Origin of the sequence: Pseudoalteromonas sp. KG3, assembly GCF_030436385.1 — a bacterium.
In the GTDB taxonomy this organism is placed as follows: Bacteria; Pseudomonadota; Gammaproteobacteria; order Enterobacterales; family Alteromonadaceae; genus Pseudoalteromonas; species Pseudoalteromonas prydzensis.
Map to the genome: position 1 here is coordinate 3,331,016 of NZ_CP098523.1, position 16,197 is coordinate 3,347,212.

15 protein-coding genes are annotated in these 16,197 nt (G+C 41.1%); 8 read left to right on the plus strand and 7 right to left on the minus strand.

Annotated elements, in window-relative coordinates:
- Window positions 1-8: 8 nt before the first annotated feature.
- From proB to NDQ71_RS15690, 8 genes are all read left to right on the plus strand, one after another.
- Window positions 9-1,112 (plus strand): glutamate 5-kinase, encoded by a 1,104-nt coding sequence (gene proB, locus NDQ71_RS15655; protein ID WP_192541168.1) that lies wholly within the window; start codon window positions 9-11, stop codon window positions 1,110-1,112.
- A 69-nt stretch (window positions 1,113-1,181) separates the two neighbouring features.
- Complete coding sequence (locus NDQ71_RS15660; RefSeq protein ID WP_192541167.1) at window positions 1,182-2,153, plus strand: GGDEF domain-containing protein; 972 nt, start codon at window positions 1,182-1,184, stop codon at window positions 2,151-2,153.
- Window positions 2,154-2,221: 68 nt separating this feature from the next.
- The gene (locus NDQ71_RS15665) at window positions 2,222-2,581 is read left to right on the plus strand and encodes a glutathione S-transferase N-terminal domain-containing protein (RefSeq protein ID WP_192541166.1); all 360 of its coding nucleotides are present in this window, start codon (window positions 2,222-2,224) and stop codon (window positions 2,579-2,581) included.
- 82 nt (window positions 2,582-2,663) lie between these two features.
- Window positions 2,664-4,148 (plus strand): glutamate--tRNA ligase, encoded by a 1,485-nt coding sequence (gene gltX / locus NDQ71_RS15670; RefSeq protein WP_192541165.1) that lies wholly within the window; start codon window positions 2,664-2,666, stop codon window positions 4,146-4,148.
- A gap of 228 nt (window positions 4,149-4,376) precedes the next feature.
- Window positions 4,377-5,132 (plus strand): protease inhibitor I9 family protein, encoded by a 756-nt coding sequence (locus NDQ71_RS15675; RefSeq protein ID WP_192541164.1) that lies wholly within the window; start codon window positions 4,377-4,379, stop codon window positions 5,130-5,132.
- Between the two features lie 61 nt (window positions 5,133-5,193).
- Window positions 5,194-5,811, plus strand: coding sequence for a S8 family serine peptidase (locus NDQ71_RS15680; RefSeq protein ID WP_192541163.1), 618 nt, complete (start codon window positions 5,194-5,196; stop codon window positions 5,809-5,811).
- Window positions 5,766-6,710: a S8 family serine peptidase gene (locus NDQ71_RS15685; RefSeq protein ID WP_192541162.1), complete on the plus strand. Its 945-nt coding sequence runs from the start codon at window positions 5,766-5,768 to the stop codon at window positions 6,708-6,710. Before NDQ71_RS15680 ends, NDQ71_RS15685 begins: the two co-directional genes overlap by 46 nt.
- A complete protein-coding gene (locus NDQ71_RS15690; RefSeq protein ID WP_301561816.1) occupies window positions 6,707-7,999 on the plus strand; it encodes a hypothetical protein in 1,293 nt (430 codons plus the stop codon). The genes NDQ71_RS15685 and NDQ71_RS15690 overlap by 4 nt, the downstream gene beginning before the upstream one ends.
- Here NDQ71_RS15690 and NDQ71_RS15695 read toward each other — a convergent pair.
- From NDQ71_RS15695 to surA, 7 genes are all read right to left on the minus strand, one after another.
- On the minus strand, window positions 7,969-9,090 hold the full coding sequence (locus NDQ71_RS15695) for an ISAs1 family transposase (protein WP_301561817.1): 1,122 nt from the start codon (window positions 9,088-9,090) through the stop codon (window positions 7,969-7,971). The two genes, NDQ71_RS15690 and NDQ71_RS15695, sit on opposite strands and share 31 nt — an antisense overlap.
- Window positions 9,091-9,732: 642 nt before the next feature.
- A complete protein-coding gene (locus NDQ71_RS15700; protein WP_192541061.1) occupies window positions 9,733-11,748 on the minus strand; it encodes a methyl-accepting chemotaxis protein in 2,016 nt (671 codons plus the stop codon).
- A 132-nt stretch (window positions 11,749-11,880) separates the two neighbouring features.
- Window positions 11,881-12,696 carry a symmetrical bis(5'-nucleosyl)-tetraphosphatase gene (locus NDQ71_RS15705; RefSeq protein WP_192541062.1) on the minus strand — a complete coding sequence of 272 codons (816 nt, stop codon included), beginning with the start codon at window positions 12,694-12,696 and terminating at the stop codon, window positions 11,881-11,883.
- A 3-nt stretch (window positions 12,697-12,699) separates the two neighbouring features.
- On the minus strand, window positions 12,700-13,089 hold the full coding sequence (apaG, locus tag NDQ71_RS15710) for a Co2+/Mg2+ efflux protein ApaG (protein ID WP_064665540.1): 390 nt from the start codon (window positions 13,087-13,089) through the stop codon (window positions 12,700-12,702).
- Window positions 13,073-13,879, minus strand: a complete 807-nt coding sequence (rsmA, locus tag NDQ71_RS15715; protein WP_192541063.1) for a 16S rRNA (adenine(1518)-N(6)/adenine(1519)-N(6))-dimethyltransferase RsmA — start codon at window positions 13,877-13,879, stop codon at window positions 13,073-13,075. Before rsmA ends, apaG begins: the two co-directional genes overlap by 17 nt.
- Window positions 13,876-14,868, minus strand: a complete 993-nt coding sequence (gene pdxA / locus NDQ71_RS15720) for a 4-hydroxythreonine-4-phosphate dehydrogenase PdxA (RefSeq protein WP_064665542.1) — start codon at window positions 14,866-14,868, stop codon at window positions 13,876-13,878. Before pdxA ends, rsmA begins: the two co-directional genes overlap by 4 nt.
- 3 nt (window positions 14,869-14,871) lie before the next feature.
- Window positions 14,872-16,167: a peptidylprolyl isomerase SurA gene (gene surA, locus NDQ71_RS15725; RefSeq protein ID WP_192541064.1), complete on the minus strand. Its 1,296-nt coding sequence runs from the start codon at window positions 16,165-16,167 to the stop codon at window positions 14,872-14,874.
- Window positions 16,168-16,197: the final 30 nt, after the last annotated feature.

Consider the following 16,197-nt stretch of genomic DNA (forward strand, 5'->3'; position numbering starts at 1 on the left):
TAAAAAGCATGCAAAGGGCACAGGTAATAGTGGTTAAGCTGGGAACGAGTGTACTCACCGGCGGCACTGATAAACTCGACAAAGCGCACATGGTCGAATTAGTTCGCCAATGTTGTGAACTAAAAAAGCAAGGTCATCAAGTCGTACTCGTATCAAGCGGTGCGGTGGCTGCGGGTCGTGAACAGCTATTAAAACCCTGTGGTCGTTCATTAATTGATAAACAAATGCTTGCTGCAATTGGCCAAGGCCAACTTATCCATACATGGCAAAGCTTATTTGCTTTATATGGCGTGAATGTAGGGCAAATGCTGCTAACCCGTGCAGATGTTGATGATAGAGAGCGCTACCTCAATGCTCGCGATACTTTAACTGCATTATTAAGTTATGATGTGGTGCCGATCATTAATGAAAATGACGCCGTTGCGACTGCTGAAATTAAAGTCGGTGATAACGATAACCTTTCGGCGCTGGTGGCAATATTAGCGAATGCGGACAAGCTATTGCTATTGACCGATCAAGAAGGTTTATTCACCAGCGATCCGCGTACTGACATCAATGCTCAACTTATTGATGAAGTGAATCATATCGATGATGAGTTACGCCAGCTTGCAGGTGGCAGTGGTACAAATTTAGGTACTGGTGGTATGGCTACCAAATTACAAGCTGCAGATATCGCTCGTCGTGCCGGGGTTGAGGTGATCATTGCCAAAGGTGCGGGTGAAAATGTTATCCTCAATTGCATGAGTGATCAGTTACCAGGCACCCGTTTTCTAAAACTAACAGCGCCAAGAGATGGTCGTAAAAAATGGTTATTAGCAGGGCCTAAAAGTAGTGGTCAAATAGTTATTGATGCTGGCGCGGTTAATGCTTTAAAACAACAAGGAGCTAGTTTATTAGCCAAAGGTGTGTGTGGTGTACATGGTCAATTTGAACGTGGCGATTTAATTGATCTAGTCACCAGCGAACGGCAATTAGTGGCTCGTGGTTTAGTGCGTTTTAGTAAAGTGGAAACCGATATAATTAAAGGTTGCCACTCAAGTGAAATTGCAACGTTACTAGATTTTGATTGTGGCAGTGAAGTACTCCATCGTGATGATTTGGTATTGTTCTAAACTAATAATTTAGTAAAACTGCAAAGCTAACCTAAACTAAATGTTATGTATTTGTTTAGGTTGGTTTAGATGATAGCAAACCCTTGCGGGCACGAATGGATTGTATTCTTAACACAACAAACCGAAGAGCAGTCACTAGATGCTGCGCTTATCACCGCTATTTCTGGACTGGCAGACATGCAAGTGTTTGCGTTATATATTAATAAACACTTCAATCCACAAACTCCTCCTACGTTATTAAATGTCGATAGCCAAATAGAGCAGTTTGTAGCTGATGAGCTGATGCACCTATTGGATAACGTTAGCAAAAATAAAGTCCGTGTGAGCAGTGCCTTCGGTTGTATTACAACGTATGTGCCTGTGTATTATCTAGGCACGGTAATTGGTTTATTAATGGTTGAGTCAAAAGATGAACTGCCTGAAGGCACTACTGTATTAGCACTGCATATCTTAAATGTTTATGCTAATCAGTTAGCGTTGATCCATAAGTCACGGTTAGATCCCTTAACAGAATTACTTAATCGGCAAACGTTTGAGAAAAAAGTAATTGAAATACTTTCAGGAGACGATTTTTCAACCAAAAATATAGCACTTAAAGAAAGTAAAAACTGGTATTTAGCGATTATTGATATTGATCACTTTAAACGGGTCAATGATAACTTTGGTCACGTTATCGGTGACGAAGTTATTTTATTGGTATCCAGACTATTGAAAAATAATTTCCGCTTAGAGGATTATGTATTTCGCTACGGCGAAGAGTTTGCAGTATTGTTTCAAAGCGATGATAAAGCAGCTGCTCGAGGTGTATTAAACCGATTACGGACTAATGTTGCCGAATACCCTTTTCCTCAAGTCGGTAATTTAACTGTCAGTGCGGGTTTTTTAGAGCTCAGCCATATTGATATGGTTGCAACCTTAGTTCATAAAGCAGATTTAGCCTTGTATGAATCGAAAAATAACGGCCGTAATCTAGTCACTGCATACAGTGATCTCAATGTCGTGGACGATATCGTTAATGATGATGGTATTGAGCTTTTTTGAATCTTTTGCAGTTGCTTTAACTGTGCTAAAATCCACGCCCTTAAATTGTTGGAAACAGGGCTCAGTTGATGAAATTAGTTCGTTGGTTATTAGGTAGTTTAATCCTCTTTTTTGATTTTGTATTTACTCCTCGCAGTAAAAAACGCCCTGCGGATGAGCAACAACAGTTAGATCAATTGACTGCTCAATTCAAATTGTATCAATTCAAAGCGTGTCCTTTTTGTGTAAAGGTACGCCGTGCGATTAAGCGTGAAGGCTTAAAAGTTGAAACTCGCGATGCTAAGAATAACCAGCAATATCGTCACGAGCTGCTTGAGCAAGGTGGTAAAATAAAAGTGCCTTGTTTGCGTATTGAACAAGATAATCAAGTCACTTGGTTATATGAATCAAACGATATTATCGCTTACTTAAATAAAGTCGCTGTATAAAGCGGCCAATAACTTCGAAAATTGCCCATGCTATGCTAGCATTTGGGCAACTTTTATAGTCCTTTTTAAAGAGAACAAAACCATGACAATTCGTACTCGTGTTGCGCCTTCACCTACCGGTGACCCGCACCTTGGCACCGCTTACATCGCCTTATTCAACTATTGTTTTGCTAAGCAACAAGGTGGTGAATTTGTACTTCGTATTGAAGATACTGACCAAGTGCGAAGCACAGCAGAATCAGAGCAAGCGATCATGGATAGCTTACGATGGTTAGGACTTGAGTGGGATCATGGTCCCGATGTAGGTGGTGAGTTTGGCCCATACCGTCAATCAGAGCGTAGCGATTTATATAAAAAGTATGCTCACCAACTTGTCGACGACGGTAAAGCGTTTTACTGTTTCGCGACCAGTGAAGAGTTGGATCAAATGCGCGAAGAGCAGATGGCGGAAGGCCTTCGTCCTAAGTACGATGGCCGCGGTTTAAAGCTTACTGATGACGAAATTAAAGCAAACTTAGCTGCTGGTAAGCCTTATGTTATTCGTATGAATATCCCATCAGAGGGCACATTTAAATTTAACGATTACTTACGTGGCGAAATTGAGATCCCATGGGAAAACGTAGACATGCAAGTGCTACTTAAAGCCGATGGTTTCCCAACTTACTTCCTTGCTAACGTGGTTGATGATCACCACATGGAAATTAGCCATATTTTCCGTGGTGAAGAGTGGATCAACTCTGCGCCGAAACTATTAAAGTTATATGAAGATTTTGGTTGGCAAGCGCCTGTATTAGGGCATTTACCTTTACTACGTAACCCAGATAAATCAAAGCTTTCTAAGCGTAAAAACCCAACCTCTATTAATTACTATAAAGAAATGGGTTATTTACCAGAGGCGGTACTTAACTATCTTGGCCGTATGGGCTGGTCAATGCCGGATGAACGCGAAAAGTTCACCCTAGCAGAGATGATTGAACACTTTGATATGAAACGTGTGTCATTGGGTGGCCCGGTATTTGACGTGGATAAATTAAGCTGGTTAAACGGTATGTGGATCCGCGAAAACTTTTCTGACCAAGAGCTTATTCAGCGCTTTGTAGATTGGAAGTTTAACGGTGCAATGCTGGCTAAAGTGTTACCTGAAGCAAAAACACGTATTAATACTTTATCAGATATGGTTGATTTAGCCGGTCATTTTGTGGGGGGTATACCAAGCTATGATCCCACTTTATTAACAGCTGGCAAAGCCGATGAAGATGTAATTCGTCAAGCTTTACAGTTCTTTATCTGGCAGCTTGAAGGTTTACGCAGCTGGCAAAAACCAGAAATTTTTGCAGTCGCAAAAGCTGTATCAACTTTCCATGAATTGAAGATCAAAGACTTCTTAGAACCGATTTTTGTGGCTATCACTGGTAAAACATCTTCAACGTCAGTGCTTGATGCCATGGAGATTTTAGGCTCAGATCTATCAAGAGCTCGATTAAGAGTCGCTTTAGCCCACTTAGGTGTTTCTAAGAAACAGGCTAAAAATATTGAGCGTGCTTATCGAGAGTATCCTCAAGACTAATTTATTTCGCGATATAATGATAAGCCGCATTACTTACAATGCGGCTTTTTTGTTTTTATACGCTTTAATATTGAGGCTGTGCTTTTACACTGTTGCACTTAAAGCGTACAAAATGATACATACTTGTAAGTGATAATGCATTTTGCACGTGTTGTAGTTAATGGTAGTTAACTTGGATGTTAAATTTAAGTTTATGGATATTTATAAAAACTACTATTAGGTATTACTATGAAATTAACGACTGTTTCCGCTGCTGTTGCCGTTGCAATATGTAGCGCCAGTGCATTGCATGCTGCAAATATTCCGCAGCCTAATGAGCATACACCGCAAGCTGTAAATATTAACCAAGAACAAGCAAAACAAGTAGCTGATAAATTTCATCAGGTATATTCATCTTCTATGTTGCAAAATGATGGCTTGAATGTTCAGCTTAATTCTCATGGCAATAAATTCCAAGAAGAAGGCCTTGATGGTGAGCATGTTTACATTGTTAAGTTAAAAAATAACTCAGTTGCATTGGAGGCACAAAATTTTGACTCACCACTAGCAAAAACATTACGTACACAAGGCGTGAGTAAAATTTTTGAAAAAGGTCGAGCGACTTCTGCAGCGGTGACAACATACCAAAATAAGCTTATTTCTAAGCAGCAAACAGTCATGCAAAATGTAACAGCTGTAACGGGGCGCACTAAAGTGCGACGCCATTTTACAAAAGCGCTTAATGGTTTCTCAGTTAAAATGACTGAAACCGAGGCTGCACGCGTAGCAAGTTTAGGCGGTGTTGATGCTGTGATGCGAGCAAAAAAATATGACCTATTGTCAGATGAAGGTCCAAAGCATATTGGCGCAGATAAAATCTGGGACGGTACGAGCGTACCAAGCGGCATTCAAGGTAAAGGTGAAGGCCAAATCGTGGGTATTATTGATACCGGCATTAACTCTGATCACCCATCATTTTCTGCAATAGGGGGGGGATGGCTATGAGCATACAAACCCATTTGGTGCTGGTGTTTATGTCGGTGACTGTGTTGAAGAACCTGATGAAGTGCAGTGTAACAATAAACTGATTGGTGTGCGTTCTTACGATGTAATTACCGATGCATATGAAGCAATGATCCCAGGTTGGCCTGCCATTGGTGAGGACTACCAAGGCCACGGATCACATACAGCCTCTACAGCTGCAGGTAATATACTTTATGACGTACCTTATATGATTGCAGGTTTAGGTGAAGAATCTGATGGTGTGATACTCAAAGATGCCTTATTTCCACAAATTTCAGGCGTGGCACCCCATGCAAATATTATTTCTTACCAAGTATGTTACCCAACTAGCGACGAGTACACAGGTTGTCCAGGCGAAGCCTTGATCGCAGGTATTGAAGATGCAATATCTGATGGCGTAGATGTTATTAACTTTTCAATTGGTGGAGCAGACTCTAATGTTTGGGCTGATCCTGTTCAGTTGGCTTTTTTAGCAGCTCGAGAGGCTGGTATTAGTGTTGCCGCAGCCGCAGGTAATAGTGGTCAAGCATGTGGTGCGGAATGTTTTGGTGCACTTGATATTCATCACCTTGGCTTGCACAAGTCGCTGCAACAACACATGCACGTAGTATCGCTGTGGAAACAGCTATTGATTTTGCCGGTTTTATTGATCCTGAGCTAGGCAGTGAAGTACCTACGTGGTCTGAAACTGGTTTAGTGGGTGGTTCAATCAATACAGATGAAATCACCGGTGTTGTGGTTTGGGCCAAAGATTATGAAGATATCAACGGCGAAGTGGATAGTATGGGGTACTGTACTGCCGATTACCCTGCGGGTACTTTTGATTTCTTTAAAGACGGCACTGAAATTCCAGGTGCAGCGGATGGCAGTACCAATGTACTTGTGGTGTGTCAGCGTCATGATCCTGAAGATCCGAACGCAAATGCTCGAACAGCCAAAGTTGAGCATATTAAAGCCGGTGGTGCAGATGGTTTCATTATGTACAACCAAAATCGAGATCAAGGCACTGTGGCAGAAAGTTATTCACTACCGAGTGCGCATTTTACCTATGAACAGTGGAATGGTGTTCACCCTGAGCAAGGCTTAGAAGACTGGCTTGATAGTACCTCAGAGCTAGGTCATCAAATTACCATTAATCCAACAGTAATTGAACGTCGTATAAATGAAGACAATGCTGATTGGCTTGCAGCTTTCTCATCTCGTGATCCATCTTATGCGAATGAAGAAATTTTAGCGCCTGCTATTTCTGCGCCTGGGGTTAATATTTATGCTGCCTACTCTGATGAGCATCCGTTTACAACACCCCATGGGCAAGATTATATTGCGATTAGTGGTACATCAATGGCATCACCGCATGTAGCTGGTACGATGGCGTTACTTCGCCAGGTACACCCAGAGTGGACCCCAGCTGAGATCCAATCGGCACTATTAATGACGGCAGATAATGTTGTGCAATATCGTCGTTTAAATCGTGCCAATGGTGATATTGATAAAGCCGAAACATATCGAGCAGGTACAGGGCGAGTGAATGTAGCAAATGCGCTAAAGCCGGTTTTGTGATGGATGAGACGGCTGATAATTTCTTAGCGGCTGATCCATATAATGGGGGGACGCCACATAAATTGAATGTCCCAAGCCTAGTTAATTTTTCTTGTGCCCCGCAATGTCAATGGATCCGTACTATCACGGCAACGGAAGATGGTACATGGTCTGTTACGCAAGATGATGTAGTTAACTGGAACCCAGATAGCCGTTCTCAAACAGCACAAAATGGCGTTAATATCGAAGTTATCCCAAGTACTTTTAGCCTGAAAAAAGGTGAAAGCCAAACAATTATCGTTAAATCATCGATTATGGATACGCAGGACTGGTTCAGTAACTCTGAAGTTGAGTTACACAGTGCGCTGACTTTTAAGGCTGAGCACGCGGATACCCCTGATGCTCGTTGGCCAATCGTATTTAAATATGACCGAGGTGAATTACCCTCATCATTACAAACGACTGCGCACTCAGAGCAAGGAACTTATGTAGCAAAAAATATAGCTTTACCTAAAGTTGACGCGCCTATAGGACAAGTATACAAACCCGTTAAGGCCGATGTTGAAACGGTTTCTATCCCTAAAGATGATGAAAGGATTTTCCCTTGGGCTTTAAACCGCACTGATGAAGTGGATGAGAACGATATTTTAGATGAAGCGACTTTTACTAAGTTTATTACTGTTCCTGCAAACAGCAAGCGTTTAAATGTTGAAATAACGGGGGTTGCATCACCTTTAGATGGTACGTTAGGTAAAGGGAATGCGATCGTTTACATTGGTAAAGATTATAATGGTGATGGGGTAGTTCAGCCACAAGATGAGATCTTGTGTGTATCAAACCATATTATGTATAACAACTTTTGTAATATTAATAATCCAGAAGAAGGTGAGTATTGGGCAGTTATTTATAACCCTAATGACAGTGGCCATATTGGTGTTGAAGAATCGTTTGATGTAGCCATTGCCATCGTTAAGGATGAAATAGCGGATAATTTTGATGTTAGTGTGCCAGCCAGCGATGGTAGTCAACCTGTTGACATGACCGTTAATTGGGATATGGAGATGGAAAAAGACAGCGTGTACTACTCGCTGATAGATGTGGGCACATCTGCCGTTAATCCAGGTAATATAGGCTCAATTCCATTTAAAATCACTCGTGGTAAGAATGTTGTTGAGTTCGGCTCCCCACAAACGGGTGCGAAAGTTGGTGATAAAGTGCCACTGACCTTTGCTGTGTTGGCAAACAACACAGGTATAGATCAGGGCAAGAGCATGAAAAATCACTTGCTATTCAATACCTTTTCTAGATAGCACTCGTTTCGAGCTGCTTTTAGCTGTTTAGCCCGCACACCCTTCTTAAAGGATATCTCTTTCTTTAATAAATTCAATGCAATATGTCTTACACCAGCTAGCACTTCTGCCGCGCCGTCGCGGCGTATACGGCAACCATCTTCATTCATTGCCACATCCAAACACCAATGAAGACTGTTTTCAATATGCCAATGCGCTCGTGTAGCTTCAGCTAGCCTTTGCGCACTCATGTTTGCAGAGCTGATGTAATACCTATATGTTAATTCACCTTGCTGTTGGTTATCCGCTTTACGGTAAGACACTATCACGCCTACACTTTGTAAATTGGGCCAACTAGCACTTGCAGGAATTTGAGCCATATCATGGCAGACAACAGCCGCCCTGAATTCTTCTCGACCTCGCTGATAATCTACTTCAGTTAATAAGCTATCAGTCGCTATCTGGCGTGATATTTCTGGTTGTAAGAGCTGTTTTACTTGTTCAAATAAGTTGCCCTGATTGGCTTTGAGAGCCAGCAAATAATCCGCTTCCTTTTCTATAATTTGCTTCGCAATCTCCTTTTGACAACCCATCGCATCAATCGTCACTAAGCAACCTTTTAGCTCTAGTAACTGAAGCAACTCTGGGATTGCGGTGATTTCATTGGACTTCGAGTCGGTCTTACATTGACCTAACGTCACACCATTTTCACAGGCAAACGCACTGACAATGTGGATAGCATCTTTTCTATCTGGTTGTTTAAATGAACCTTTTAGTCTTTTTCCATCAATGGCAACCACACTGCCGTCTGTGAGTTCACTACAGCTTTGCATCCATTGAGAGAAACAGGCTTGAAACTGGGTCATATCAATGCGGCTTATGACCCGTGCAATCGTGTCATGCCGAGGCACACCGTTCGATAGTGCGATAAATTTCCGTAACCAAGATAGTTTGTCATGGGCAAAATCTTCTATTTCTTCCCAGCCTTGGCAACCTGCGATTACGGCACTGATAGTTAGAAACAGAATATCGAATAACGGATGTTGCACTTTGCCTTGCTGGCGTGGGTCATCAATGGAAGAAAAATGTTCGAATAATGTATTGGCTGACATAATTGGGCTGCTTAATCTGAAAAGCAGTATAAGATCATAAATTTATGTCAAGGTAAAGTTCATGATCTTGCCCTGAGTAATACACACAGTTGGTGAGACTTTAAAAAAAGGCTTTTCAGTTGAATTTGCAAAGCTATCTATACTGCTAGTTACAGAATAAATACATACTATGTAGATTAATATTTTGTGTAGATTTTTCACATCAATTTTAAAAATCCTTGGGATATTACACAACTGAATACCTATTTATAATAGCGGGTTTGAGTAATGTTTAAAGCTTTTAGCTTTGTGTTGGGTCAGTGTTAAATCGCAATTTACTTTTTACCTGTAAAGGTTTGAACGGAGTTTATATAACTTAAGCAATTATGATTAATTATTAAACGTAACATTAACTATCACGAACATGTTGTCAGTTTGTTAGCACAAAATAATACACTTCATTAATGGGGGAGTAAATCCCAGTCAAAAATTAATTTGCCGCTATTTACTTATGCTGTTTTAAATAGCGATTTGGTAATCTCAAAGTTGTGGTTTTATTACTTAAATAATTATTAACTACTTGAATAATTAGCAGAAATTTTTTATTAATAAAAAGCCGCGCTAGAAAACCTAGCACGGCTTTTTAGTCAGTGAGTTATTCGTTTAAACTTTAAACTCATCCACTGATAAACGTAATTCTTCAGCGAGCTTAGCCACTTCAGAGCTGGAGATATTGGTTTGATTTGCACCTTCAGCTGTTTGTTCAGCAATCGCTACAATTGACTCAAGACGTTCGCTGATCTCCTGTGATACTTGCTGCTGCTCTTGCGCAGCAGTTGAGATCTCTTCACTGACATCATGGGCTAGCGCAACGGCCGCGGTGATAGAATCCAGCGCCGTGTTGGCTAAATCTGATTGCTCAACACACGAATCCGCTTGTTGTTTACCTTTAGACATTGCCGTTACAGCGGCTTCAGCGCCCGTTTGTAATGACTCAATCATGGCTTGAATTTCTTGCGTCGAGGCTTGGGTTTTACTTGCCAGCGATCGTACTTCATCAGCAACAACAGCAAAACCACGACCTTGTTCACCGGCACGGGCCGCTTCTATGGCAGCGTTAAGTGCAAGTAGATTGGTTTGATCTGCAATACCACGAATAACATCAAGGATACTGCCGATAGAAGCGCTGTCTTGATGCAGCTTATTAATGACTTTTGATGCAGACTCTACTTCTCGAGCGAGTTGCTCAATGGTTGCTTTGTTATGGTTAGAAATCCCTTTAACACGCTCAGCTTCTTTATCCGCATTTTTGATTTCTTTAAGTGCCTGCTGAGCGCTGTTACTCACAGTTTGTGATGTGCTGCTCATTTCTGTGGTTGCAGTGGCGGCTTGCTCTACTTGCGCTTGTTGATTGCGAATAGCTTGGCTTGACTCACCAGTAATTGCTGAGGTTTCTTCTGATGCGGCAGCAAGCTGTGTAGAGCGCGATATAATGCCTTGGATCAAACTGCGTAAACTTGTTATTAATGTATTACAGCTGCGCGATAGCTCACCAAATTCATCTTTTGCGCTATCATCAAGGCGCTGTGTCATGTCACCACTGGCAACGATATCGAGAATACGATTAACTTCAGCTAATGGTTTGATGATGCGATTGACCGTAATATAAGCCACAATGATAGCTAACAGAGTGGCGCTGATCATACCAATCCAAGTCCACAGGTTTGCTGCAGCAACATCACTGCTGACCTCTTTTTGTAACTCAAACGCGACATTACTGGCTTGGCTAACTAATTCATTGAGTTGTTTTAATGCAGTTGTTGTCGCTTGCTCTGCTTGAGCGAGCTCTGCTTCGGTGGTCGCAATGACATCAATTAAACGTTTTTTGTTGGCCGAAATACTATTATTGCCGAGAATGTTATCGCGAATAGAAGTAAAATAATTATTTAGGTCATTGTATAAACCGGGCTCTACAGCTTCCACCGCTGGTCTCAGTAGGTTTAAGCTACGTTCAATTTCTTCTAAGTAATAAAGTTGCTCATTTTTAACGATATCTAAGGTATTCTGAGTTTTCACTGTCAGCATATCAGTGCTATTTGTTACTAACGATAAAAAGTTATTTTCTAATTTATTAGCAGCTTGATACGCTCTACTATCATTAGCTTCTAAGCCATCTATATCGATGATATCTAACACTACTGAGTTAGCGTCCTCCGCCGCAAGCTCAATGGCTTCTAATTGCGCACGCAGTGATTTATTGAGCTTTAGTTGATTACTTTTATCTTGTAATAAATTTTCTACCGATTTAATAAAGCGTTTGTAAGTTTGCTCAACGTTTTGGCTACTTTTATTAAGTTCTGGGTTGTCGTGAACAACTTGCTGTAATTGTAAGTAAGATTTATCAAAGCGTTGTTTTTGTTCTAATACAGATTGTTGAATTGGCGCAAGTTCGGCGACTGATTCGGTGTAAAAACTTGCTTGCGCAGCTTTACTCATTAAAATAAATTCAACTTGCAGATCTGAGCTTTGCTCTAAAGCAGGCAGCGATAATTGATTGACTTGCTGTGCTGAATTATTAATATTTGCGATTCTGAACAGTGAATTACCCCCAATTAAAAGAAGCAATAAGGTGATACAAATAAATCCACCCCAAATACGCTGGCTGACAGTTAAGTTCATATAAAATTCCATAAAGAGAGTAGCAATTAGACTTTATCGGCTTTATTGCGGATAAGTTAAGTAATTAAATTTAATTACTTTTAACATTCATAACAACAAATCTAGCAGAAGATGAATTATTTTTCAGGTTATTTAGATAGAATTAACTGAATTAATACTGAATCGTTGTTTGTTTTTTAATTCCAACAAGGTCATTGCTCCACCCCACACGCAGCCTGTATCCAAAGCGTGGATATTTGCATGATTAGTTACCCCTTCAAGTGCTGCCCAATGACCAAAAACAATATGTTTCTTAAAACTGTCAAATCGTGGATGTTTAAACCAAGGGATCATTACATTAGAGTCAGTAATGCCACCTTTAAAAGTCAGCTCTAATTGTTCATCAAGGGTTAAAAAACGCATTCGTGTAAAGTAATTTACTATATAGCGAAACTGTTCAAATTCAGTAAGTTGCTCATTCCAAACCGGTGGATGCTGATCATACATATGCTTAAAGTAGTCACGTGCATCTGCACCTTGATAACAGTGTTGTGCAAATTGTGCATACTGTAGAGCTTGCTTAATAGACCAAGCCGGATTGAGGCCCGCATGGCTAATAAATACTTGTTCTTGCTTAAGCCATAGCGCGAGTGGTTGCTGCTGCAACATGGCGATATAAGCAGGTAGCTTTTCTGAGCTCAGTAGGGCGGCGAGTTTATCTTTGGGGTTAGCTGGTTTGTTTAGCATGTAGTTGGCAATAAGGTGCAGATCATGATTCCCTAAGGTCACAGTGATACTATCTTGGTGTGTATATAAGTAATCTAAACAGGCGAGTGAGTCGGGGCCACGGGCGACAATGTCGCCCACTAAATAGAGGTGATCTTTACTTGGGTTGAAGTCAACTTGCAGCAATAAAGCCTGAAATTCTTGATAACAGCCTTGTAGATCACCAATTGCATAGTTTGCCATTATTTAATGCAAAATATTAGGCTGTGCTAAACGAAAAACGTTAATGGGTGCATCAAATTCAGTGCCGAATTCATTTTTCAAAGTGTAATAACCTTGCATGGTGCCTACTGGCGTATCCAATACAGCGCCGCTGGTGTATTTGTAGCTTTCGCCAGGACCAATCGTTGGTTTTTCACCGACCACACCTTCACCTTGTACTTCGACTTCTTTACCATTTGCATCAGTGATCAGCCAATAGCGGCTAATTAGCTTAGCACTGCATAAGCTGTGATTTTTAATGGTAACTGAATAGGCAAATACATACTTATCAAGCTCAGGTTGTGACTGGCCTTCAACATAAAATGTTTCTACTGAGACTTTAATGGGTGAACCCAAATTACTGCTTGTTGTCATAAATCCAATTAGCTATATCAATAAATTGTTGTAACGAAAGGCTTTCCGCGCGTAAGGTGATATCGATCCCGATACTTGTTAATTCATCCGCAGTGACTAAATTAGCTAAGCTGTTACGCAGTGTTTTACGACGTTGGTTAAAAGCCTCTAAGCACACAGTGTTAAGAATTTTAGTGCTTTTTGCTGTGCGTTGCTCAGGTTTCTTCGGAATTAAGCGAATAACGGCGGAATCAACTTTAGGTGCAGGTTTAAAGCACTCCGGGGGTACTTCAATAACAGGCATGGCATTGCAGTAATACTGCGTCATCACACTTAAGCGGCCGAAAGTTTTGCTACCGGGGCCTGCTACCATGCGTTTTACCACTTCTTTTTGCAGCATAAAGTGCATGTGCTCTATGTTGTCAGCAAACTCAAATAAGTGGAATAGCAATGGTGTTGAAATATTGTACGGTAGATTACCAAACACTTTTAATTTACGCTCATCTTTCATCAAGCTTGAAAAATCAAACTTCATGGCGTCGCCTTGATGCACGCTAAGCTTTGGCCCTAAAAATGGGTGTTCAGTTAAGCGTTGGGCTAAATCTTTATCGAGTTCAACAACCGTTAAATGACCGCTTAATTCGCTCACAGGCTCAGTGATAGCCCCAAGGCCTGGACCGATTTCAACTAAGTTATCTTGCGGTTTAGGATCAATTGCACTGACGATTTTATCGATGATCATTTCATCGCATAAAAAGTTTTGCCCAAAACGTTTACGGGCGCGGTGTCCTAAATGTATTTTATCTGTCATTGATTTTGTGCTTTTTCATGGGCGAGCTTAATTGCTTCGCGGATCGCTAATTCAAAACTACCAACATCAGCATCACCACTGCCGGCTAAATCAAGCGCGGTACCGTGATCGACTGAGGTGCGTATAAACGGTAAACCAAGAGTAATATTCACTGATTTACCAAAACCTTTGTATTTTAGCACAGGTAAACCTTGATCGTGATACATTGCTAACACTGCATCTGCTTGCGATAGATATTTGTCTTGAAACAAGGTGTCAGCCGGTAAAGGCCCAATTAAGTTCATTCCTTCGCTGTTCAGTTTTTCTAGCGTAGGGGTAATAGTGTCAATTTCTTCACGGCCTAAATGGCCATCTTCACCCGCGTGAGGGTTAAGGCCACACACTAAAATACGTGGTTTATCGATACCAAATTTAGTTTGCAAATCGTGATGTAAAATACCAGCCACTTTACTCAGACGTTCACTGGTAATTGCACGCGATACATAAGCCAATGGAATATGCGTTGTCACAAGGGCAACACGTAACCCTTCAGTGGCTAATAGCATAACTACATCAGGCGTATTTGACTGCTGTGCAAAATATTCGGTGTGACCGCTAAATGAAATACCGGCTTTATTAATAATACCTTTATGGACCGGGCCTGTTACAACTGCTGCAAATGTCCCATTCATATTCATTTCACAGGCGATGCGCAAAGTATCAAGCACATATTGACCATTGGCATCATTTAATACGCCCATTTCAACGTCGGCACCTAGATCAACTTGATGCAGGTAAACACTGCCAGCAGGAGCAAGTGCTGCTGGGGCATTCTCATCAAACGGGATCAAGTTGATTGTTAAACCAAGTTGTTTGGCTCGCTGCTGTAATAATTGTTTATCAGCAATCACTACCAGCTGTGCTGGCCAGTCATGTTGAGCAAGTTTTAACAGTAGGTCAGGGCCAATCCCGGCAGGTTCGCCGGGAGTAATTGCAATACGTAGAGTCATTGGTTATTCATCAATTGGGAAAATTTCAACATGGGCTTGTTCACGCATTTCTTGCTGCCAGTTAAAGCTTTCTTCTTTAAATTTACGATTAAATAGCATGCCGTGGGCGCGGTTGCGTTTCGCTATTTCGGTTTTATCAGCTACGCGTTTATCTAATAATTGCACTATATGCCAACCAAATGTGGTTCTAAATGGTTCACTTATCTCGTTTTTATCAAGCGATAACAGGGCATCTCTAAACTGCGGTACATAGGTTGTAGGATCTGTCCAATCGTACTCGCCGCCTTTAAGTGCAGAACCTGGATCTTCTGAATATTCTTTCGCAAGCTCGCCAAAGTCAGCAGTGCCAGCACGTAACTCTTTAGCAAAGCCATTAAGCATTGTGCGGGCTTTTTCTTCGCTTAAGATAATTGATGGCTTGATCAAAATATGACGAGAGCGTACTTCAGTTGTTTCAACAACTTGGCGGCCGCGAATATCTTGTACTTTAATGATATGAAAGCCAGCGCCAGAGCGAAGAGGGCCGATAATAGCATCTTTTTTGGTGCCTTTTACCGCTTCAGCAAATAGTGATGGCATTTCATTAATGCTCATCCAGCCTAATTGACCACCTTCAAGTGCCTTTGAACCACTTGATGAAGAAATCGCGATACGCTTAAATTCTTTGCCTTCTTGTAAAAACTCGATAACTTTATCTGCACGGGTTTTTGCGCTTGCAATTTCGTCTGCGGTAGCGTTGTTAGGAATATCAATTAAAATATGACCAATATCGTACTCTTCAGTATTTTGACCTTGGCTTTCCATTATTTTTAATAGGTTATCGACTTCTTGCGGGCTGATGTAAATACGACGGTCAACGTTTGCACGCATTACTTGTTGGGTGGTAATTTCTTTACGAATTTCTTCACGGTAAGATTGAAAACTCTCACCTGCGGCCTCGATTGTACGACGTAAATCTGCGATCGAACCACCTTGCTCTTTGGCCATGCTAACTAAAGTTTGATCAAGTTGGCTATCCGAAATTTCTAAGCCCATGCGATCTGCCATTTGCATCATCAGTGTTTGATTTACTAATCGTTCCATTGCTTGGATACGCAAAGTTTCATCGGATGGCAATTCTTGACCTTGTTCTTTGGCTTGCGCTTTTACACGGTTAACAATAGTGTCAACTTCACTTTGTAAAATAACCCCTTGGTTTACAATACCCACCACCTTGTCTATTTCAACAGGGGCTGCGAAGACGCTTTGACATAAGCCAAGCGTTAATAATGCGGATGCTAATAGTTTTTTTAAATTCATACTTTTTCTAATACTCTTGCTAATAGTACG

Excerpts from the sequence above, each read along its gene's own strand:
- pdxA (WP_064665542.1), bottom strand. The coding sequence starts at position 14,868 with ATGACTCTACGTATTGCAATTACTCCCGGCGAACCTGCCGGGATTGGC.
- NDQ71_RS15660 (WP_192541167.1), top strand. The coding sequence starts at position 1,182 with ATGATAGCAAACCCTTGCGGGCACGAATGGATTGTATTCTTAACACAA.
- proB (WP_192541168.1), top strand. The coding sequence starts at position 9 with ATGCAAAGGGCACAGGTAATAGTGGTTAAGCTGGGAACGAGTGTACTC.
- rsmA (WP_192541063.1), bottom strand. The coding sequence starts at position 13,879 with ATGACAGATAAAATACATTTAGGACACCGCGCCCGTAAACGTTTTGGG.
- surA (WP_192541064.1), bottom strand. The coding sequence starts at position 16,167 with ATGAATTTAAAAAAACTATTAGCATCCGCATTATTAACGCTTGGCTTA.
- apaG (WP_064665540.1), bottom strand. The coding sequence starts at position 13,089 with ATGACAACAAGCAGTAATTTGGGTTCACCCATTAAAGTCTCAGTAGAA.
- NDQ71_RS15675 (WP_192541164.1), top strand. The coding sequence starts at position 4,377 with ATGAAATTAACGACTGTTTCCGCTGCTGTTGCCGTTGCAATATGTAGC.
- gltX (WP_192541165.1), top strand. The coding sequence starts at position 2,664 with ATGACAATTCGTACTCGTGTTGCGCCTTCACCTACCGGTGACCCGCAC.
- NDQ71_RS15700 (WP_192541061.1), bottom strand. The coding sequence starts at position 11,748 with ATGAACTTAACTGTCAGCCAGCGTATTTGGGGTGGATTTATTTGTATC.
- NDQ71_RS15665 (WP_192541166.1), top strand. The coding sequence starts at position 2,222 with ATGAAATTAGTTCGTTGGTTATTAGGTAGTTTAATCCTCTTTTTTGAT.
- NDQ71_RS15695 (WP_301561817.1), bottom strand. The coding sequence starts at position 9,090 with ATGTCAGCCAATACATTATTCGAACATTTTTCTTCCATTGATGACCCA.
- NDQ71_RS15705 (WP_192541062.1), bottom strand. The coding sequence starts at position 12,696 with ATGGCAAACTATGCAATTGGTGATCTACAAGGCTGTTATCAAGAATTT.